The 20,092-nt window shown below is 69.0% G+C and carries 15 protein-coding genes, 1 tRNA gene and 1 pseudogene; 5 read left to right on the forward strand and 12 right to left on the reverse strand.

What is annotated here, in order from left to right; translation table 11 throughout:
- The coding region (locus ACWEN3_RS19215; protein WP_452972147.1) for a Pycsar system effector family protein at nt 1-409 on the forward strand (409 nt) is incomplete at its 5' end.
- Nucleotides 410-437: 28 nt separating this feature from the next.
- Entirely contained in the window at nt 438-2,066 is a 1,629-nt protein-coding gene (locus ACWEN3_RS19220; protein ID WP_452972149.1) for a M48 family metalloprotease, read from the forward strand.
- A gap of 65 nt (nt 2,067-2,131) precedes the next feature.
- On the opposite strand, the gene ACWEN3_RS19225 is transcribed toward ACWEN3_RS19220, so the two are convergent.
- The 10 genes from ACWEN3_RS19225 to ACWEN3_RS19270 all read right to left on the reverse strand — a co-directional run bounded on the left by ACWEN3_RS19225 (nt 2,132) and on the right by ACWEN3_RS19270 (nt 15,759).
- Nucleotides 2,132-6,031, reverse strand: a complete 3,900-nt coding sequence (locus tag ACWEN3_RS19225; RefSeq protein ID WP_452972152.1) for a DNA-directed RNA polymerase subunit beta' — start codon at nt 6,029-6,031, stop codon at nt 2,132-2,134.
- 98 nt (nt 6,032-6,129) lie between these two features.
- On the reverse strand, nt 6,130-9,615 hold the full coding sequence (rpoB, locus tag ACWEN3_RS19230; protein WP_452972154.1) for a DNA-directed RNA polymerase subunit beta: 3,486 nt from the start codon (nt 9,613-9,615) through the stop codon (nt 6,130-6,132).
- Nucleotides 9,616-10,183: 568 nt separating this feature from the next.
- Nucleotides 10,184-10,567 carry a 50S ribosomal protein L7/L12 gene (rplL, locus tag ACWEN3_RS19235; protein ID WP_452972156.1) on the reverse strand — a complete coding sequence of 128 codons (384 nt, stop codon included), beginning with the start codon at nt 10,565-10,567 and terminating at the stop codon, nt 10,184-10,186.
- A 116-nt stretch (nt 10,568-10,683) separates the two neighbouring features.
- Complete coding sequence (gene rplJ / locus ACWEN3_RS19240; RefSeq protein WP_452972159.1) at nt 10,684-11,214, reverse strand: 50S ribosomal protein L10; 531 nt, start codon at nt 11,212-11,214, stop codon at nt 10,684-10,686.
- Between the two features lie 582 nt (nt 11,215-11,796).
- Nucleotides 11,797-12,726 carry a hypothetical protein gene (locus ACWEN3_RS19245; RefSeq protein WP_452972161.1) on the reverse strand — a complete coding sequence of 310 codons (930 nt, stop codon included), beginning with the start codon at nt 12,724-12,726 and terminating at the stop codon, nt 11,797-11,799.
- Nucleotides 12,727-12,890: 164 nt separating this feature from the next.
- A complete protein-coding gene (gene rplA, locus ACWEN3_RS19250) occupies nt 12,891-13,616 on the reverse strand; it encodes a 50S ribosomal protein L1 (protein WP_452972164.1) in 726 nt (241 codons plus the stop codon).
- Nucleotides 13,617-13,716: 100 nt separating this feature from the next.
- On the reverse strand, nt 13,717-14,151 hold the full coding sequence (gene rplK / locus ACWEN3_RS19255) for a 50S ribosomal protein L11 (RefSeq protein ID WP_031167035.1): 435 nt from the start codon (nt 14,149-14,151) through the stop codon (nt 13,717-13,719).
- A gap of 197 nt (nt 14,152-14,348) precedes the next feature.
- On the reverse strand, nt 14,349-15,215 hold the full coding sequence (nusG, locus tag ACWEN3_RS19260) for a transcription termination/antitermination protein NusG (RefSeq protein ID WP_452972166.1): 867 nt from the start codon (nt 15,213-15,215) through the stop codon (nt 14,349-14,351).
- An 80-nt stretch (nt 15,216-15,295) separates the two neighbouring features.
- On the reverse strand, nt 15,296-15,580 hold the full coding sequence (gene secE / locus ACWEN3_RS19265) for a preprotein translocase subunit SecE (protein WP_452972168.1): 285 nt from the start codon (nt 15,578-15,580) through the stop codon (nt 15,296-15,298).
- A 106-nt stretch (nt 15,581-15,686) separates the two neighbouring features.
- A tRNA-Trp gene (locus ACWEN3_RS19270) sits at nt 15,687-15,759 on the reverse strand.
- Between the two features lie 262 nt (nt 15,760-16,021).
- On the opposite strand from ACWEN3_RS19270, the gene ACWEN3_RS19275 reads away from it, so the two are divergent.
- Both ACWEN3_RS19275 and ACWEN3_RS19280 read left to right on the forward strand, forming a co-directional pair.
- Nucleotides 16,022-17,248: a pyridoxal phosphate-dependent aminotransferase gene (locus ACWEN3_RS19275; RefSeq protein WP_452972171.1), complete on the forward strand. Its 1,227-nt coding sequence runs from the start codon at nt 16,022-16,024 to the stop codon at nt 17,246-17,248.
- A 133-nt stretch (nt 17,249-17,381) separates the two neighbouring features.
- Entirely contained in the window at nt 17,382-18,422 is a 1,041-nt protein-coding gene (locus tag ACWEN3_RS19280; protein WP_452972173.1) for an adenosine deaminase, read from the forward strand.
- A gap of 147 nt (nt 18,423-18,569) precedes the next feature.
- On the opposite strand, the gene ACWEN3_RS19285 is transcribed toward ACWEN3_RS19280, so the two are convergent.
- Nucleotides 18,570-19,193 carry a TetR/AcrR family transcriptional regulator gene (locus tag ACWEN3_RS19285; protein WP_452972176.1) on the reverse strand — a complete coding sequence of 208 codons (624 nt, stop codon included), beginning with the start codon at nt 19,191-19,193 and terminating at the stop codon, nt 18,570-18,572.
- 105 nt (nt 19,194-19,298) lie between these two features.
- On the opposite strand from ACWEN3_RS19285, the gene ACWEN3_RS19290 reads away from it, so the two are divergent.
- Entirely contained in the window at nt 19,299-19,931 is a 633-nt protein-coding gene (locus tag ACWEN3_RS19290) for an NAD(P)-dependent oxidoreductase (RefSeq protein ID WP_452972178.1), read from the forward strand.
- Nucleotides 19,932-19,944: 13 nt separating this feature from the next.
- Here the strand turns inward: ACWEN3_RS19290 and ACWEN3_RS19295 are convergent.
- Nucleotides 19,945-20,092: pseudogene (locus ACWEN3_RS19295) on the reverse strand (UDP-N-acetylmuramate dehydrogenase); the annotation flags it as partial.

Below are 20,092 nucleotides of genomic sequence, written 5' to 3' on the forward strand. Positions count from 1 at the left end.
GGTGGCGGCACTGGGCATGACGGCCGGCGTGTTCACCGGGCTGGTCGCCGGGCGGGACTGGTCGCCGAGCCGGCTCTCCGCGCCCGGGACCGGCCTGTGGTGGGCCGGGGCGACGGGGCTGGCCCTGTCGCTGCTCGCGCTGCTGCTCGCCGTACTGCCCCGCTATCGCTCGGGGTCGTGGGCCGAGGGACGCCCGCTGTGCTACTTCGGCGACATCCACCAGGCGGTACGGGCGGGGCGGCTGGCCGAGGCGCTCGCCGACACCGACCGGGACCCCGCGGCCGGCCTGCTGGCCGCACTCGCCGAGAACAGCCGGATCGCCGCGTCCAAGCACCGGTGGATCCGTACCGGCCTGATCGCCTTCTGCGCCGGCGCCCTGCTGCTGCCCACCGCCACGCTCATCGGCTGACGTCCCCGTACTCCAAGGAGCCCCGCTCATGTCCCAGCCGCCGGACACGTCCGCACCACCGCCGTACCCGGAGCCACCGCGCCCCGAGGCCACGGTTCCGGCCCCGCCCGCCTACCCGGCGGCGCCGTCGGCCGCCCCGCCGCCGTACCCGGGCGAGCCCGCGTACCCCACGGCACCGTCCTCCGGCCCACCGCCGTACCCGGGCGGACCCGCGTACCCCACGGCCGCCCCGCAGCACCCGACGACATCGCCCGCCGCGCCGCCGCAGTATCCCGGCGAGCACGCCCACTCCACGGCCGCTCCGCAGTATCCGACGGCACCGCCCGCCGTCCCGCCGCAGTACCCCGGCGAGCAGGGCCACTCGCCGTACCCGGCAGCACCCTCCGCCGCCCCGCCGCAGTACCCCGGCGGACCCGCGTACCCCACGGCCGCCCCGCAGTACCCCGCCACCGCTCAGGGGCACCCCACCGCTCCCCCGGCCTACCCGGCCGAGGCGGCCTCGCATCTCGCCGCGCCCCCGGCCTATCCGGCCCAGGCACCGACGTACCCGGGCGGGCCGGCTCCGGCGGGGGCCTCCGCCGGCGCCGCGGGGGTACCGGCCACGGGGCTGCCTCCGCATCTGCCGCACCAGGCCGTCCCCGGCCACCCCGCTCCCCCGCAGTCCGCCGCGCCGCTTCCGCCGCAGGCCCCCGAGCCCGCTCCGGACGACCTCGACTACCGCCACCTCGGTGCGCGCCGGCACGTCGCCGAGCATCAGCGCGGGGCCGACGCCACGGCGATCGGGCGGCTGGCGGTGCAGCTGCCCGGGGCCCTGGTGAGCCTGGCCCTGGTCAGCTCCCTCGCGCTCGGCATACTCGGCAGCGTCATGGGGACGCTGGTGATCCTCGCCTGGGTCGCCTCCGGCCTGCTCGTGTTCCACCGGCCGACCGAGCTGGCCTTCGCCCGGCACGTGCTCAAGCTCCGTCTGCCCACCCAGGAGGAGCGGGCCCGGCTGGAGCCCGTCTGGAACGAGGTGACCGCCCGCGCGGGCATCGAGCCGGGCACGTACGAGCTGATGGTGGAGAACAGCGACGAGCTGAACGCGGCGGCGGTGGCCGGCCATGTCGTCGGCGTCACGACCTACTCCCTGAACCGCATACCGAGCAGCAACCTGGCCGCCGTACTCGCGCACGAGCTGGGACACCACACCGGCGGCCATGCCTGGGCCGGTCTGCTCGGCTACTGGTACTCGCTGCCCGGCCGCATCGCCTGGGCGGTGACCCGGGCGCTGGCCCGGTTCGCGATCGCGGTCGCCAGCGTCTTCTCCATGGCGGCCACCGGGTTCCTGATCCTCTTCATGGGGCTGATGGTCGTCGCCGCGTTCGTCACCGCCTGGTACGTGACGATCCCGCTCGTGGTCGCCCCGTACCTGCTGGCGTACGCGGGCCGGCGCGGCGAGCTGCGCGCCGACCAGCAGGCCGCCGAGCTGGGCTTCGCCCGGCACCTGGCCGAGGTGCTGCACCACTTCCAGGCCGAGGAGGCCGCGACGAAGGCGGCCCTGACCGCGCAGGGCCAGCGGTTCAAGGAACCCGGAACCCTGGCCAGACTGCTGTCCACCCACCCGGACCACCACACCCGGCTGAGCGCCCTGGAGCCCTATCTGGGCCTGCGCCGCTGACGCTCCCCGGACACGCCGAAGGGCGGCCACCCCGTCATGGAGTGGCCGCCCTTCATGCTGCTCGCTTACTGGTTGTACGGACCGTAGTCGTAGTCCTCCAGCGGAACGGCCTGGCCGGAGCCGGTGCCGAACGGCGAGTAGTCGATGTCGTCGTAGCCGACGGCCGAGTACATCGCGGCCTTGGCCTCCTCGGTCGGCTCGACCCGGATGTTGCGGTAGCGGGACAGACCCGTACCGGCCGGGATGAGCTTACCGATGATGACGTTCTCCTTGAGGCCGATGAGGCTGTCGGACTTGGCGTTGATCGCCGCGTCCGTCAGGACTCGGGTCGTCTCCTGGAAGGAGGCGGCCGACAGCCAGGACTCCGTCGCCAGCGAGGCCTTGGTGATACCCATCAGCTGCGGACGACCGGAGGCCGGGTGACCGCCCTCCTGGACCACACGACGGTTCTCGGTCTCGAACTTCGAGCGCTCGACCAGCTCACCGGGCAGCAGCTCGGCGTCGCCCGACTCGATGATCGTCACGCGGCGGAGCATCTGCCGGATGATGATCTCGATGTGCTTGTCGTGGATCGACACACCCTGCGAGTTGTAGACCTTCTGGACCTCGCCGACCAGGTGGACCTGGACGGCACGCTGACCCAGGATGCGCAGCACGTCGTGCGGGTTGGTGGCACCCACGGTGAGCTGCTGGCCGACCTCGACGTGGTCGCCCTCGCGGACCAGGACCTTGGCGCGCTTCGAGATCGGGAACGCCGTCTCGTCGCTGCCGTCGTCCGGGGTGACGACGAGCTTCTTCGTCTTCTCGGTCTCCTCGATCCGCACGCGGCCGGAGGCCTCGGAGATCGGGGCGACACCCTTCGGGGTACGGGCCTCGAAGAGCTCGACGACACGCGGCAGACCCTGGGTGATGTCGTCACCGGCCACACCACCGGTGTGGAAGGTACGCATCGTCAGCTGGGTACCGGGCTCACCGATGGACTGGGCGGCGATGATGCCGACCGCCTCACCGATGTCGACCAGCTTGCCGGTGGCCAGCGAACGGCCGTAGCACATCGCGCAGGTACCGACGGCGGACTCGCAGGTCAGGACCGAGCGGGTCTTGACCTCCTCGACGCCACGGCCGACGAGCTCCTCGATGAGGACGTCGCCCAGGTCGGTGCCGGCCGGGGCCAGCACCTGGCCGTCGACCACGATGTCCTCGGCGAGGCAGCGCGCGTACACGGACGTCTCGACGTCGTCCGCCTTGCGCAGCGCGCCGTCCGCCTCGCGGACCGCGATCTTGAGCTTGAGGCCACGGTCGGTGCCGCAGTCCTCCTCGCGGATGATGACGTCCTGGGAGACGTCGACCAGACGACGGGTGAGGTAACCCGAGTCGGCGGTACGCAGAGCGGTGTCCGCCAGACCCTTACGGGCACCGTGCGTGGAGATGAAGTACTCCAGCACGGACAGACCCTCACGGAACGAGGCCTTGATCGGACGCGGGATGGTCTCGTTCTTCGCGTTCGACACCAGACCACGCATACCGGCGATCTGACGCATCTGCATCATGTTTCCTCGGGCACCCGAGTCAACCATCATGAAGATGGGGTTCGTCTTGGGGAAGTTCTCGTTCATCGCCTCGGCGACCTCGTTGGTCGCCTTGGTCCAGATCGCGATGAGCTCCTGAGTGCGCTCTTCCTTGGTGATCAGACCGCGCTCGTACTGCTTCTGGACCTTCTCGTCCTGCGCCTCGTAGCCCTTGACGATCTCCTTCTTCGCCTCGGGAACGACGACGTCGGAGATGGCCACGGTGACGCCGGAACGGGTCGCCCAGTAGAAGCCCGCCGCCTTCAGGTTGTCGAGCGTCGCCGCCACGATGACCTTGGGGTAGCGCTCGGCCAGGTCGTTGACGATCTCGGAGAGCTGCTTCTTGCCCACCGAGTAGTCGACGAACGGGTAGTCCTCGGGCAGCAGCTCGTTGAAGAGCGCGCGGCCCAGGGTCGTCCGCAGGCGGAAGGTGTCACCCTGCTGCCACTCCGGCTCGCCCTCCTCCTGCGCCGGCGGGGTCCAGCCGCGCGGCGGGATGGTGCCCACCGGGAAGCGGATGTCGACCGCGGACTGCAGCGCGAGCTCGCCGGCGTCGAACGCCATGATCGCCTCGGCCGTGGAGCCGAAGGACCGGCCCTCGCCCTTGGTGTCACGCAGCTCGCCGTCGGTGGTGAGGAAGAACAGACCGAGGACCATGTCCTGGGTCGGCATCGTCACCGGACGGCCGTCGGCCGGCTTGAGGATGTTGTTCGAGGACAGCATCAGGATGCGGGCCTCGGCCTGCGCCTCCGCGGACAGCGGCAGGTGCACGGCCATCTGGTCACCGTCGAAGTCCGCGTTGAACGCGGTGCAGACGAGCGGGTGGATCTGGATGGCCTTGCCCTCGACCAGCTGCGGCTCGAAGGCCTGGATGCCGAGGCGGTGCAGGGTGGGAGCACGGTTCAGCAGGACCGGGTGCTCGGCGATGACCTCTTCGAGGACGTCGTACACGACCGTACGGCCGCGCTCCACCATGCGCTTGGCGCTCTTGATGTTCTGCGCGTGGTTCAGGTCGACCAGGCGCTTCATCACGAACGGCTTGAACAGCTCAAGGGCCATGGCCTTGGGCAGACCGCACTGGTGCAGCTTCAGCTGCGGGCCGACGACGATGACGGAACGCGCCGAGTAGTCGACTCGCTTGCCGAGCAGGTTCTGACGGAAACGGCCCTGCTTGCCCTTCAGCATGTCGCTGAGGGACTTCAGCGGGCGGTTGCCGGGGCCCGTCACCGGGCGACCGCGACGACCGTTGTCGAAGAGGGCGTCAACAGCCTCCTGAAGCATGCGCTTCTCGTTGTTGACGATGATCTCCGGGGCACCGAGGTCCAGGAGCCTCTTCAGACGGTTGTTGCGGTTGATCACACGGCGGTACAGGTCGTTCAGGTCGGAGGTCGCGAAGCGGCCACCGTCCAGCTGCACCATCGGACGCAGGTCCGGCGGGATGACCGGGACGCAGTCCAGGACCATGCCCTTGGGGCTGTTGGACGTCTGCAGGAACGCGGAGACGACCTTCAGGCGCTTGAGCGCACGGGTCTTCTTCTGGCCCTTGCCGGTGCGGATGATCTCGCGGAGCTTCTCGGCCTCCTCCTCGAGGTCGAAGGACTCCAGGCGCTTCTGCAGCGCCGCGGCACCCATCGAGCCGTCGAAGTACGTGCCGAAGCGGTCGCGCAGCTCGCGGTAGAGCAGCTCGTCGCCCTCGAGGTCCTGGACCTTGAGGTTCTTGAACCGGTTCCACACCTCGTCGAGACGGTCGATCTCGCGCTGCGCGCGGTCGCGCAGCTGCTTCATCTCGCGCTCGGCGCCCTCGCGCACCTTGCGGCGCACGTCGGCCTTGGCACCCTCGGCCTCCAGCTCGGCCAGGTCGGCCTCGAGCTTCTTGGCGCGGGCCTCCAGGTCGGCGTCGCGGCGGTTCTCGATCTGCTGGCGCTCGACCGAGACATGCGCCTCCAGGGAGGGCAGGTCGCGGGTACGGCGCTCCTCGTCGACGTACGTGATCATGTACGCCGCGAAGTAGATGACCTTCTCGAGGTCCTTGGGCGCCAGGTCCAGCAGGTAGCCGAGGCGCGAGGGGACACCCTTGAAGTACCAGATGTGCGTGACGGGCGCGGCCAGTTCGATGTGGCCCATCCGCTCACGGCGCACCTTGGCGCGCGTGACCTCGACGCCACAGCGCTCGCAGATGATGCCCTTGAAACGGACGCGCTTGTACTTGCCGCAGTAGCACTCCCAGTCCCGGGTCGGACCGAAGATCTTCTCGCAGAAGAGTCCGTCCTTCTCGGGCTTGAGGGTGCGGTAGTTGATGGTCTCGGGCTTCTTGACCTCACCGTGGCTCCACTGGCGAATGTCGTCAGCGGTGGCCAGGCCGATCCGGAGCTCGTCGAAGAAGTTGACGTCGAGCACTATGCGTCAATCCCTCTCAGGGTCGTAAGTCTGTGGTCTGAAACGGGGGCCTGGGGGTCGGCGGGGCCCTTGTGGGTCAGGGTCCCGCCGGACTCCCGTCAGACCTCTTCGACGCTGCTCGGCTCGCGCCGGGACAGGTCGATGCCGAGCTCCTCCGCAGCGCGGAAGACGTCCTCGTCGGTGTCACGCATCTCGATGGACATACCGTCGCTGGACAGCACCTCCACGTTCAGGCAGAGCGACTGCATCTCCTTGATGAGGACCTTGAAGGACTCGGGGATGCCGGGCTCGGGGATGTTCTCGCCCTTGACGATGGCCTCGTAGACCTTCACGCGGCCGGTGACGTCGTCGGACTTGATGGTCAGCAGTTCCTGGAGGGCGTACGCGGCGCCGTAGGCCTCGAGTGCCCACACCTCCATCTCACCGAAGCGCTGGCCACCGAACTGCGCCTTACCACCCAGCGGCTGCTGGGTGATCATCGAGTACGGACCGGTCGAGCGGGCGTGCAGCTTGTCGTCGACCAGGTGGTGCAGCTTCAGGATGTACATGTAGCCGACCGAGATCGGGTCCGGGAACGGCTCACCGCTACGGCCGTCGAACAGCCGCGCCTTACCGGTCGGGAGCACCATGCGCTCGCCGTCCCGGTTCGGGATGGTGTGCTGCAGCAGACCCGCCAGCTCGTCCTCGCGGGCACCGTCGAAGACCGGGGTGGCGACGTTGGTGCCGGGGGCGACCTGGTCGGCGCCGATGGCCTGCAGACGCTGCGCCCACTCCTCCGCGAGGCCGGAGACGTCCCAGCCGCGGCTGGCGAGCCAGCCGAGGTGGATCTCCAGGACCTGTCCCGGGTTCATTCGGGACGGCACACCCAGCGGGTTGAGGATGATGTCGACCGGGGTGCCGTCCTCCAGGAACGGCATGTCCTCGATCGGCAGGATCTTGGAGATGACACCCTTGTTGCCGTGACGGCCGGCGAGCTTGTCACCGTCGGTGATCTTGCGCTTCTGCGCCACGTACACGCGCACCAGCTGGTTCACACCCGGGGGAAGCTCGTCGCCCTCCTCACGGTCGAAGACGCGCACGCCGATGATCTTGCCGATCTCACCGTGCGGCACCTTCAGCGAGGTGTCACGGACCTCACGGGCCTTCTCACCGAAGATCGCGCGCAGCAGGCGCTCCTCCGGCGTCAGCTCGGTCTCACCCTTGGGCGTGACCTTGCCGACGAGGATGTCGCCGGCGACGACCTCGGCACCGATACGGATGATGCCGCGCTCGTCGAGGTCGGCGAGGACCTCCTCGGAGACGTTCGGGATGTCCCGGGTGATCTCCTCGGGGCCGAGCTTGGTGTCACGGGCGTCGACCTCGTGCTCCTCGATGTGGATCGAGGAGAGGACGTCGTCCTGCACGAGGCGCTGCGACAGGATGATCGCGTCCTCGTAGTTGTGACCCTCCCACGGCATGAACGCCACGAGCAGGTTCTTGCCGAGGGCCATCTCACCGTTCTCGGTGGCCGGGCCGTCGGCGAGGACCTGGCCCTCGATGATCCGGTCGCCCTCGTTGACGACGACCTTCTGGTTGACCGAGGTGCCCTGGTTGGACCGGGCGAACTTGTGCAGGCGGTACGTGATGTACGTGCCGTCGTCGTTGGCCGTGGTGATGTAGTCCGCGGAGACCTCCTGGACCACACCCGCCTTCTCGGCCTTGACCACGTCGCCGGCGTCGACGGCGGAGCGGTACTCCATGCCGGTGCCGACGAGCGGGGCCTCCGACTTAATCAGCGGCACGGCCTGACGCATCATGTTCGCGCCCATGAGGGCACGGTTGGCGTCGTCGTGCTCGAGGAAGGGGATCATGGCGGTCGCGACCGACACCATCTGGCGCGGCGAGACGTCCATGTAGTCCACGTCCTCGGGGCCGACGTAGTCGACCTCGCCGCCACGACGGCGGACGAGCACGCGGGCCTCGGCGAAGCGCAGGTCGTCGTTGAGCGTGGCGTTGGCCTGCGCGATGACGAAGCGGTCCTCCTCGTCGGCGGTCAGGTAGTCGACCTCGTCGGTGACCTGGCCGTCGATGACCTTGCGGTACGGGGTCTCGACGAAACCGAACGCGTTGACCCGGCCGTAGGAGGCGAGCGAGCCGATCAGACCGATGTTCGGGCCTTCGGGCGTCTCGATCGGGCACATGCGGCCGTAGTGCGAGGGGTGCACGTCTCGGACCTCGAAGCCGGCCCGCTCACGGGAGAGACCACCCGGGCCAAGAGCCGACAGGCGGCGCTTGTGGGTGAGACCCGACAGCGGGTTGTTCTGGTCCATGAACTGCGACAGCTGGCTGGTGCCGAAGAACTCCTTGATGGAGGCGACGACCGGCCGGATGTTGATCAGGGTCTGCGGCGTGATCGCCTCGACGTCCTGGGTCGTCATGCGCTCGCGGACGACACGCTCCATACGCGCCAGACCCGTGCGGACCTGGTTCTGGATGAGCTCGCCGACGCTGCGCAGACGACGGTTGCCGAAGTGGTCGATGTCGTCGGTCTCGACGACGATCGCGTCGCCGTTGTCCCCGGTGGTCTCGGTCTCGCCGGCGTGCAGCTGCACCAGGTACTTGATCGTCGAGATGATGTCCTCGACGGTCAGGATGCCCGCGTCGAGCGGAGCGTCCGCACCCAGCTTCTTGTTGACCTTGTAACGGCCGACCTTGGCGAGGTCGTAGCGCTTCGGGTTGAAGTAGAGGTTCTCAAGGAGCGTCTGCGCGGCCTCACGCGTGGGGGGCTCGCCCGGACGCAGCTTGCGGTAGATGTCCAGCAGCGCGTCGTCCTGGCCCTGGGTGTGGTCCTTCTCCAGGGTGGCGCGCATCGACTCGTAGTCGCCGAACTCCTCGAGGATCTGCTCGGTCGTCCAGCCGAGAGCCTTCAGCAGCACGGTGACCGACTGCTTGCGCTTGCGGTCGATGCGGACACCGACCATGTCGCGCTTGTCGATCTCCATCTCCAGCCAGGCACCCCGGGACGGGATGATCTTGGCGGAGAAGATGTCCTTGTCGGACGTCTTGTCGATGGTGGAGTCGAAGTAGACACCGGGGGAACGGACCAGCTGAGACACCACGACACGCTCGGTGCCGTTGATGACGAAGGTGCCCTTGTTCGTCATGAGCGGGAAGTCACCCATGAAGACCGTCTGGGACTTGATCTCACCGGTCTCGTTGTTGGTGAACTCGGCGGTGACGAAGAGCGGGGCCGCGTACGTGAAGTCGCGCTCCTTGCACTCGTCGATCGAGTTCTTCGGCGGCTCGAAGCGGTGGTCCCGGAACGTCAGGGACATCGACCCGGAGAAGTCCTCGATCGGGGAGATCTCCTCGAAGATCTCCTCCAGACCGGACTTGGTGGGGACGTCCTGACCGTTCTCCAGAGCCTCCTCGACCCGACTCTGCCAAGCGGTGTTGCCGAGCAGCCAGTCAAAGCTCTCGGTCTGCAGCGCGAGCAGGTTCGGAACCTCGAGAGGCTCCTTGATCTTTGCAAAGGAAATGCGCAGCGGGGCGGTGCTGGCGCCGTTGTTCGTATTCGCGGTCGAGGCATTGCGCGAGGCGGCCAAGAGGGGGTCCTTCCGAGGGCTCGGACTCACTACGCGCGTGCCGGCCCCTCCCCCGCGCACAAAGACGGAAACCCCAGGTCAGGGTAGCTTCGGTCGTCGGTGCTCGAGTGAGGGCAGACCCCTGGTGACGGGCAGGGGACAGCTAACAGGCAGCGCAAAGGGTCAGTGTAGCCACTTGGCACACTGATGTCCAGTGCGGGTTTTTCGAGACCCTCGCTGTGCTCACCGCTCTTCTCGACGCCCTCGGCATGCTGCCCTCAACGCACGTTGATACTGCCCTCTTCGCCGTCGATCCATGCCTCGGATTCGGATCCTTGTGACGACGCGTCCTGAGAATTGCGCGCTGCGTGCGGTTCGTCAAGGGCCTCCCACCGGAACCGGGCCGTCCGGAGGCACGACGAAGATCACCATACCGCTCGCCGTGGCGAGTGCAAGGCAACCGCGGTCGGCCCTCCGAACACGCCGAAGAGCGACCACCCGGATGGATGATCGCTCTTCGGTGCGGTCGCGTTACAGCCCCGCAGGGCCGTTCTCGGCGCGCGTCCGGGCCCTGGAGGCCCGGGAGGTGTTACTTGACCTCGACGGAGGCGCCGGCGCCCTTGAGGGCCTCGGCGGCCTTGTCGGCGGCTTCCTTGTTGACCTTCTCGAGGACCGGCTTCGGGGTGCCGTCGACGAGGTCCTTGGCCTCCTTCAGGCCCAGGGAGGTCAGCTCACGCACGACCTTGATGACCTGGATCTTCTTCTCGCCGGCGCCGGTGAGGACGACGTCGAACTCGTCCTTCTCCTCGACGGCCTCGGCCGGGGCGGCCGGACCGGCCGGACCGGCGACGGCGACCGCGGCGGCGGCGGTGACGTCGAACTTCTCCTCGAACGCCTTCACGAACTCGGAGAGCTCGATGAGGGTCATCTCCTCGAACTGCGCGAGCAGGTCTTCCTGGCTGAGCTTCGCCATGATGGGCGATCCTTCCACTAATTCGGCAGGTGCCGGATGTACTGGGTGTGGCGGGCGTACGTCGGCCCGCTGCGACCCGGGCCGGCTAGGCGGCCAAGGTCAGAAAGCGAGCCGAATTACTCGGCACCGCCCTGCTCGTCCTGCTTGGCGCGAAGGGCGTCCACGGTGCGGACGAGCTTCGAGGGAAGCGCCTGGAAGAGCTGAGCAGTCTGGGACTGCTTGCCCTTGAAGGCACCCGCCAGCTTGGAGAGCAGAACCTCGCGGGACTCGAGGTCCGCAAGCTTCTTGATCTCGTCGGCGGAGAGGGCCTTGCCCTCCAGGACACCGCCCTTGATGACGAGATTCGGGTTGTCCTTGGCGAAGTCACGGAGACCCTTCGCCGACTCCACCGGGTCACCGGTGACGAAGGCGACAGCCGTCGGACCGTTGAACAGGTCGTCCAGCGTCGTGATCCCGGCCTCGTTGGCCGCAATCTTGGTCAGCGTGTTCTTCACCACGGCGTACTGGGCGTTCTCACCGAGCGACCGGCGCAGATTCTTGAGCTGCGCCACGGTGAGACCGCGGTACTCGGTCAGCACGGCAGCGTTGGAGTTGCGGAACTGCTCCGTCAACTCGGCCACTGCGGCAGCCTTGTCGGGCCTCGCCATAGAGCCTCGGCCTCCTTCCGGGTGATTCTGACCGCGCGGACCCGAAGGAGGACTGGGAAAAACGAAACGCCCCGGGCACAGGCGCACGGGGCGGACTCGACCGGCCGCACACGCGCTCGGCGCGCGCACTCCGGGAGTTCTTCCACTGTCACCTGCGCGGGTCGTCCACTTTTCAGCGGATCCTTCGGCCACCGCACCCTCATTCGAGCGCACGGCAACGACCAGCGGTCTTTGGCTTCTGCAAGAGAGTACGTGACCGGGGCGCCGCCGAGCAAATCGACCCGTGAGCGGCCGGCACGGGGCACAGCCGTGGTCCTTCCGCCCGGGCCTGCGCGGGGGCTGGGTAGCTCGACCAGCTGTCAGCCCGAACGGCCGCCGACGGGCCTGCGAGGGGCCTTGTCGACGGCCGTGGCCGGCGTCGTGTTCACCGTCGCAGCCGGTCGCCGCGGTGAGGACGAGGAACGCGGCGAGAGGCACCCACGGAGGCGTCTTCGTGGCCCCGAGGAGCGCCGTGCCGGTGCGCGGTCGGCGCGTCGGCAGGATCGGGGGCGTCCCTCGGGGACCTTCGGGGTTCCTCCGGTCTCAAGAGGTGCCGCCGACGGTGCCCGAGCCGGTGCTGCTGCCCACCGGGGAGTCGCCGGACTTCAGCATCTTCGCGAAGTCGACGGTGTCACCGGCCGGGGGCGCCTCGGCGGAGACCTTCACGCCGTAGTCGCTGTAGTAGGCGGTGCTGTTCATGGCGCCGTTCGCCGTGTCGGCCTTCTCGGACTTCTTCACCAGCAGGTTCTGGTCGTTGATCCAGATGTCGATGGTGTCGGTGGTGACGCCCGCCTGGCTGAGCTGCTTCTTCAGGGCCGACATCTGGTCCGCGCTGAGGTTGCTGCTCTTGCCCGCGAGGGCGGCGACGTTCACGGTGCCCGAGTAGTGCGTGGTGTGGGCGCCGGAGACCGTCTCCTCGCCGACCTTCTTCACGTCACCGGAGGCCAGCAGCATCTTCACGGACTGGTTGGGCGTGGAGTTCTGCAGCTGGTCCTTCATGTACGAGCCGGAGGCGCCGCTGAGCTTGGCGAGGTCGTCGTACGAGTACTTGAGCCAGTGCTTGCCGCCGGTGTGCTGGGCGAAGGTGTCGCTCATGTGCGCGTAGTAGGCGTCCGGGAGGTAGCGGGCCTCCATCTTCGCCGTGCCGGCCTGGCGCATCATGTCGGCCATCTTGCCGCCGGTGTACGTGATGGTGAGGTTGCCCTTGAGGCCGTCGCCCCAGGTGAGGGCGCCGTTCGCCGTCATCGACATCACGTCGCCGACGGACGTGGTGGAGCGCACCCGGGCCGAGACCGCCTTGTCGGTGGACTGCTCGGCGGTGCGCAGTGCGGCGAGGGGGCTGAGGTGGATCGCGCCCTGGCCGACCGTCTTGCCGCCCTTCCCGGAGCTCGAGGAGCCGCAGGCTGCCACCCCGGTCAGTGCCGCGACCACCGCCACGGAAAGGGTCACCCGGCGCGCCGTCGTGCTCTTCATCTGTCCTACCCCCATGCAAGTCGTGTGCCCGCACCGTAGCCAAGGGCACTGACAGTCGTGCGAAAGGTCGCACAAAGAAAGGACGGGCCCTGCACCGTGAAGGTTGCAGGGCCCGCCCTTTCAGTGACGCGTGCCCGACGCGGCTACCGGGGTGAGCGGGAGGCTCAGACGGCGGCCGGGTCCTCCTCGACGAGGAGGTTGCGGGTGCGGTTCGGGTCGATCGGGATGCCGGGGCCCATCGTGGTGCTGATGGCGGCCTTCTTGATGTAGCGACCCTTGGCGGCGGACGGCTTCAGACGGAGGATCTCCTCCAGCGCGGCGCCGTAGTTCTCCACCAGCTTGCTGTCGTCGAAGGACGACTTGCCGATGATGAAGTGCAGGTTCGAGTGCTTGTCGACGCGGAACTCGATCTTGCCGCCCTTGATCTCGGTGACGGCCTTGGCGGTGTCGGGGGTGACGGTGCCGGTCTTCGGGTTCGGCATCAGACCACGCGGGCCGAGGACGCGGCCGAGGCGACCGACCTTGCCCATGAGGTCCGGGGTGGCGACGACGGCGTCGAAGTCCAGACGGCCCTTCGCCACCTCGTCGATCAGCTCGTCGGCGCCGACGATGTCGGCGCCCGCGGCACGCGCGGCCTCGGCACGGTCGCCGGTCGCGAAGACCAGGACCCGGGCGGTCTTACCGGTGCCGTGCGGAAGGTTAACGGTGCCACGGACCATCTGGTCGGCCTTGCGCGGGTCGACACCCAGGCGGAAGGCGACCTCGACGGTGCCGTCGAACTTGGTCGTGGAGGTCTCCTTGGCGAGACGGACGGCCTCGAGCGGGGCGTACAGCTTCTCCCGGTCGACCTTGGCGTCCGCAGCGCGGAGAGCCTTGCTGCGCTTGCTCACAACTTGCTCCTGTGTGTTCTGAAAGGAGTCGTGGTACCTGGGCCGAGCAGGCCCTGCCACGTGCGACCGGTCACGGCCGCATTGACTGCTGGGGTGGGGTTCAGCCCTCGACCGTGATGCCCATGGAGCGGGCGGTGCCGGCGATGATCTTCGACGCGGCGTCCAGGTCGTTGGCGTTGAGGTCGGGCATCTTGGTCTGGGCGATCTCGCGGACCTGCGCCTCGGTGATCTTGGCGACCTTGGTCTTGTGCGGCTCGCCGGAGCCCTTCTCGACACCCGCGGCCTTGAGGATCATCTTCGCGGCCGGCGGCGTCTTGGTCACGAAGGTGAAGGAACGGTCCTCGTAGACCGTGATCTCCACCGGGATGACCCAGCCACGCTGCGACTCGGTCGCGGCGTTGTAGGCCTTGCAGAACTCCATGATGTTGACGCCGTGCTGACCCAGCGCGGGGCCGACCGGCGGAGCCGGGTTCGCCGCACCGGCGTTGATCTGGAGCTTGATGAGCCCCGTGACCTTCTTCTTCTTGGGAGGCATTGCTCTCCGGGTCCTTTCATTCGGGTCCATGCCCGCGCGAGGATCGCGACCCTGACGCAGGCATACCGCACAACGATAACGGGTATAGATGCGCGGCCTAAAACCGAGCAGGTCAGACCGGCTGAGGCAGCCCGCCTGACCTGCTCGGAAGCGTTACGTCCAGAAGGAACCGGTTCCGGAACCCGTTCCGCGAGGAACTAGTTCTTCTGGATCTGGTCGAAGGACAGCTCGACCGGGGTCTCGCGGCCGAAGATCTCGACCAGGCCCTTGACCTTCTTCGAGTCGGGGTTGATCTCGTTGATGGTCGCCTGCAGCGTGGCGAACGGGCCGTCGGTGACGGTGACCGAGTCGCCGACCTCGAAGTCCAGCACCTGGACCTCGACCTTGCGCTGCGGGGCGGGCTTGCCCTCGGCCTCGGCGGCCTCGCGGGCGGCCTTCTCCTCGGCCTCCGGAGCGAGCATCTTGACGATCTCGTCCAGGGTCAGCGGGTACGGGTCGTAGGCGTTGCCGACGAAGCCGGTGACGCCCGGGGTGTTGCGGACGACGCCCCAGGACTCGTTGGTCAGGTCCATGCGGACCAGGACGTAACCCGGCAGCTTGTTCTGCTTGATCGTCTTGCGGTCGCCGTTCTTGATCTGGACGACCTCTTCCTGCGGCACCTCGGCCTGGAAGATGTAGTCCTCGACGTTCAGCGAGACGGCGCGCTGCTCCAGGTTGGTCTTCACGCGGTTCTCGTAACCGGCGTAGGTGTGGATGACGTACCACTCGCCGGGCAGGGACCGCAGTTCCTCGCGCAGGGCCTGGATGGGGTCGACCGGGGCGGCCGGCTCTTCCTCGACGGCCTCTGCGACGGCGGCCTCCTCGTCGGTGGCCTCCTCGGCGTCGTCGCCCTCGTCCTCGGCGTGCAGCGCGGCCTCCTCGGCCGGCTCGCCCGACTCGGCCTCGGCAGCCTCGAACTCGTCCTGCTCGTCCGCGCCCTCGACGATGTCGAGCTCGTCGTCCACCATCTCGGCAGCGTTCCCGCGAGACTCGGTGGCGTCGTCGTTCAGGTTCGGGTCAGACACGATGGCTGCTTCTTCCTGGATACATAGGGGTGGAACATGCGAAAACGGGCGCCGGTGCCACGGCGCCCTTCGCTCTTGCCTCAGCCGAAGACGTACTTGGCCGCGTGGTTGAGTCCATAGTCAATCACGGTCACCAGGGCGATCATGATGGCGACGAAGAAGATCACCACGGTGGTGTACGACGTCAGCTGATTGCGGGTCGGCCAGACGACCTTACGGAGTTCCGCGACGATCTGGCGGTAGAAGGTGGCGAGGCGCTTCAGCGGGCCCTTCTTGGCACGCTTGCCGCCCTTGCGGGCCTTCTTGGACTCCGGCACCTCGTCCTGGGCGTCAGGCGTGTCGATGGAGCCCACGGCGTCCGTCATAGTCCTCACCTGGTCCCGGGTCGTGGCCGTGCCGCGCCCGGTTTCTGAGCCGCACGGCGGTGCATTGCTGTACGTACATGCGCACACATCCTGGCGGTGTGTGTAGCAGGGCCGGAGGGACTTGAACCCCCAACCGCCGGTTTTGGAGACCGGTGCTCTACCAATTGAGCTACGACCCTTTGCGTGTCCCCCAACGTACCGCATCCAACCGGGTGCTCGGTGTGCACCTGGTGGGACAGCGGGCGCCGAAGGCCAACGAGGTGAGAGTGTACGTGGTCCGCGGCCCGGCGTCGAACAGAAAGCGCCCGTCCGGGGCCCTGCGGCCAAAGATCGTCCTGGCCGGGGACCGGATTCGCACCCGTGTTCACGCCTCGACCCGTTGCTGTTCAGTCTGTGAAACCCATGTGCCCGGGAGATTTCCGGTCTGGAAGCATGGGCTCCATGAGCGCTGCAACCCCTCCCACCGAGCGCCGGGTCTCCGCCCGAGTCGGCGCGATCTCCGAGTCCGCCACCCTCGCCGTGGACGCCAAGGCCAAGGCCCTGAAGGCCGCCGGGCGGCCGGTGATCGGCTTCGGCGCCGGTGAGCCGGACTTCCCGACCCCCGACTACATCGTCGAGGCCGCGATCGAGGCCTGCAAGAACCCGAAGTACCACCGCTACACCCCGGCCGGCGGCCTGCCCGAGCTGAAGGCCGCGATCGCCGCGAAGACGCTGCGCGACTCCGGCTGGGAGCCCGACGTCTCGCAGGTCCTGGTCACCAACGGCGGCAAGCAGGCCATCTACGAGGCGTTCGCCGCCATCCTCGACCCGGGCGACGAGGTCATCGTGCCCGCGCCCTACTGGACGACGTACCCGGAGTCGATCCGTCTCGCCGGCGGTGTGCCGGTGGAGGTCGTGGCCGACGAGACCACCGGCTACCGGGTCTCGGTCGAGCAGCTGGAGGCCGCGCGTACCGACAAGACGAAGGTCGTGCTCTTCGTCTCCCCGTCCAACCCCACCGGCGCGGTGTACTCCGAGGCCGAGACCGAGGCGATCGGCCGCTGGGCCGTCGAGCACGGCCTGTGGGTGCTGACCGACGAGATCTACGAGCACCTGGTCTACGGCGACGCCGTGTCCGTGTCGCTGCCGGCGCTCCTGCCGGAGCTGCGCGACAAGTGCATCGTGGTCAACGGCGTGGCGAAGACGTACGCCATGACCGGCTGGCGTGTGGGCTGGGTCATCGGCCCGAAGGACGTCGTCAAGGCCGCGACCAACCTCCAGTCGCACGCCACCTCGAACGTCTCCAACGTGGCGCAGGTCGCCGCCCTGGCCGCCGTCTCCGGCGGCCTGGAGGCCGTGGCGAAGATGCGCGAGGCCTTCGACCGGCGCCGCAAGACCATCGTGCGGATGCTCAACGAGATCGACGGCGTGGTCTGCCCGGAGCCCGAGGGCGCGTTCTACGCCTACCCCTCGGTCAAGGCCCTCCTCGGCAAGGAGATCCGCGGCAAGCGTCCGCAGGACACGGTCGAGCTGGCCGCGCTGATCCTGGAGGAGGCCGAGGTCGCGGTCGTCCCGGGCGAGGCCTTCGGCACGCCGGGCTACCTGCGGCTGTCGTACGCGCTCGGCGACGAGGACCTCGTCGAGGGCGTGAGCCGCATCCAGAAGCTGCTGGCGGAGGCGCGGGACTAGTCCCCGCCGGTCTCCACGCGCGCGCGAAGCGGGCCGTTTCCCCTCCGGGAGGCGGCCCGCTTCTGTGTGCGAGCAAGACCACGTACGGGGAAACGGCTACCGGGACGGCGGGGACGTACGGCAGGATCTGGGAATGGAGCGTGTACGTGACCTCTCTGAGCTGCCGAAAGCCCATCTGCACCTGCACTTCACCGGCTCGATGCGGCCGGGCACCGTGCTCGAACTGGCCGACAAGTACGGCGTGCGCCTGCCCGACGCCCTGACGGAAGCGCTGACCAGCGGCGAGCCGCCGAAGCTGCGGGCCACCGACGAACGGGGCTGGTTCCGTTTCCAGCGGCTGTACGACGCGGCCCGCTCCTGCCTGCGTCGGCCGGAGGACATCCAGCGGCTGGTCCGGGAGGCCGCCGAGGAGGACGTGAAGGACGGCTCGGGCTGGCTGGAGATCCAGGTGGACCCGACGTCGTACGCGCCCCGTCTGGGCGGTCTGATCCCGGCGCTGGAGATCATCCTGGACGCGGTGGACGCCACCGCGCGGGAGACCGGCCTCGGCATGCGCGTCCTGGTGGCCGCCAACCGCATGAAGCATCCGCTGGACGCCCGCACCCTCGCCCGCCTTGCGGTGCGCTACGCGGACCGGGGCGTGGTCGGCTTCGGGCTCTCCAACGACGAGCGGCGGGGCATGGCGCGGGACTTCGACCGGGCCTTCCACATCGCGCGCGAGGGTGGCCTGCTGTCGGCCCCGCACGGGGGCGAGCTGACCGGTCCGGCCTCGGTCCGGGACTGCCTGGACGACCTGCACGCCTCGCGGATCGGGCACGGGGTGCGGGCGGCTGAGGACGCGCGGCTGCTGAAGCGGCTGGCCGACCGGCAGGTGACCTGCGAGGTGTGCCCGGCGTCGAACGTGGCCCTCGGCGTCTACGAGAAGCCCGAGGACGTGCCGCTGCGCACGTTCTTCCAGGCCGGCGTCCCGATGGCGCTCGGCGCCGACGACCCGCTGCTGTTCGGCTCCCGGCTCGCCGCCCAGTACGAGATCGCCCGCCACGCCCACGGCTTCTCGGACGCGGAACTCGCGGAACTGGCCCGCCAGTCGGTACGGGGCTCGGCCGCCCCGGCCGACGTCAGGGCGCGGCTGCTGGCCGGCATCGACGAGTGGCTGGTCCGCCCGGCCGCGTGAAGCGGCGGCAGGGCGGACAGGGCAGAAGGACGCGCGTGCGTGGCGTGCCGCAGCGCCTCGCGGAAGTCGGCCCGGCCGCGGCGAGCGCGCCGGGCGGCGGCGTCCCGCGCGGTGCCGGCGTAGCCGCACAGGTGCTGCCTCATGGCATCAGGGTCGCGGGTCCCCGGGCCCCTCGGGGGCGGAGATTCCGCCCAGCAGTGTCCTGGCGAGCCGGGCGGCGAAGTCGTCCACGGGCGGCCGCTCCCCCGTCGCGGTCGCGTCGTAGGCGAAGGCCCGCTGGGCGCAGGCCCCGAGCAGGAGCGAGGCGGCCGCGAAGGTGTCGGCGTCGGCGCGGACGCGGCCGGCGTCCCGTTCGGCCCGCAGGTAGGCGTCCAGGCCCTGGATGGGTATGTGCGGCCCGGAGCCGAGGGTGCGCAGCCCGTCGTCGTACCGCCGCTTGAGCTGGGTCTCGGCGTACAAGGAGGCGGCGATCGGGAAGCTCTGCTCATAGAAGAGGGCGGCCTGGCGGGCGATCTCGGTGAGGTTCTCCTCCAGCGTGCCCCACGCCGGTTCGGCGGCCAGGCTGCCGAGCAGGGGCGTGAGCGGAGGCAGCCGCTCGGTGAGCACGCGCACGAACAGCTCCTCCTTGCTCGCGAAGTACTTGTAGAGGGCGGCTTCGGAGCAGCCGGCCGCGCGGGCGATCTCCTTCGTCGTGGCCCGGGCGAGCCCCACGGTGAGCATCAGCTCGTGGGCGGCGTCGAGGATGCGCACGCGTGCCGGCCTCGGCTCCATGAAACACGTCCAATCGGGCTTGACGAGTGAGTGAGTGCTTACCCACTCTAGGAGACAACAGCGGTGAGTGGATACTCGCCCACCTCCTCGCACACGGGAGTCGTCATGAAGCTCACCGTTTTCGGCGCCACCGGCGGGATCGGCCGCGAAGTCGTCCGCCAGGCCCTGGACGCCGGTCACGAGGTCACGGCCGTCGTACGGGACCCGGCCCGGCTCGCCGTCACCGGCGACCGCCTGGACGTCGTACGGGCCGATCTCACCGACCCGGAGGAGCTGCGTACCGCCGTCCGGGGCCGGGACGCCGTCCTGTCCGGCCTGGGCCCGCGCGGCCGCAAGGACGACGGGATCGCCACCCGGCTGACCCGTACGGTCCTGCGCGCCATGGAGGCGGAGGGCGTACGACGGCTGCTCGTGGTCAGCGCCGGTCCGGTCGGCCCCGCGCCCGAGAACGAGGGCCCGCTGGACCGCGTCATGCGGGGCCTGGTGTCCGCCGTCCTCAAGGACGTCTACGCCGATCTGCGCGAGATGGAGGCCGAACTGGCCCGCAGCGGCACGGACTGGACGTCCGTGCGTCCGCCGCGCCTGCTGGACAAGCCGCTCACCGGCCGCTACCGCACCGTCGTGGGCGGCTTCCCGTCCAGCGGGCGCTTCATCGCGCGCGCCGACGTCGCGCACGCGATGCTCTCGATGGCCGACGACGAGGGAACGGTCAAGCAGGGCGTGGGAGTGGCGTACTAGGCCCCGGCCTGCCCTACAGGCCGACGCCCACCATCACCGGTTCGTTGACCAGGGTGATCCCGAAGGCCTCGCGGACTCCGGCTACGACCTCGCGGGCCAGGGCCAGCAGGTCCTCGGTGGTGGCGTCGCCGCGGTTGGTGAGGGCGAGCGTGTGCTTGGTG

The organism is Streptomyces sp. NPDC004561 (genome assembly GCF_053602155.1).

Coding starts and splice junctions, on each gene's coding strand:
- ACWEN3_RS19280 (WP_452972173.1), top strand. CDS start 17,382: ATGGAGCGTGTACGTGACCTCTCTGAGCTGCCGAAAGCCCATCTGCAC.
- ACWEN3_RS19285 (WP_452972176.1), bottom strand. CDS start 19,193: ATGGAGCCGAGGCCGGCACGCGTGCGCATCCTCGACGCCGCCCACGAG.
- ACWEN3_RS19220 (WP_452972149.1), top strand. CDS start 438: ATGTCCCAGCCGCCGGACACGTCCGCACCACCGCCGTACCCGGAGCCA.
- rplL (WP_452972156.1), bottom strand. CDS start 10,567: ATGGCGAAGCTCAGCCAGGAAGACCTGCTCGCGCAGTTCGAGGAGATG.
- secE (WP_452972168.1), bottom strand. CDS start 15,580: ATGACGGACGCCGTGGGCTCCATCGACACGCCTGACGCCCAGGACGAG.
- ACWEN3_RS19275 (WP_452972171.1), top strand. CDS start 16,022: ATGAGCGCTGCAACCCCTCCCACCGAGCGCCGGGTCTCCGCCCGAGTC.
- ACWEN3_RS19290 (WP_452972178.1), top strand. CDS start 19,299: ATGAAGCTCACCGTTTTCGGCGCCACCGGCGGGATCGGCCGCGAAGTC.
- rplK (WP_031167035.1), bottom strand. CDS start 14,151: ATGCCTCCCAAGAAGAAGAAGGTCACGGGGCTCATCAAGCTCCAGATC.
- ACWEN3_RS19245 (WP_452972161.1), bottom strand. CDS start 12,726: ATGAAGAGCACGACGGCGCGCCGGGTGACCCTTTCCGTGGCGGTGGTC.
- rplJ (WP_452972159.1), bottom strand. CDS start 11,214: ATGGCGAGGCCCGACAAGGCTGCCGCAGTGGCCGAGTTGACGGAGCAG.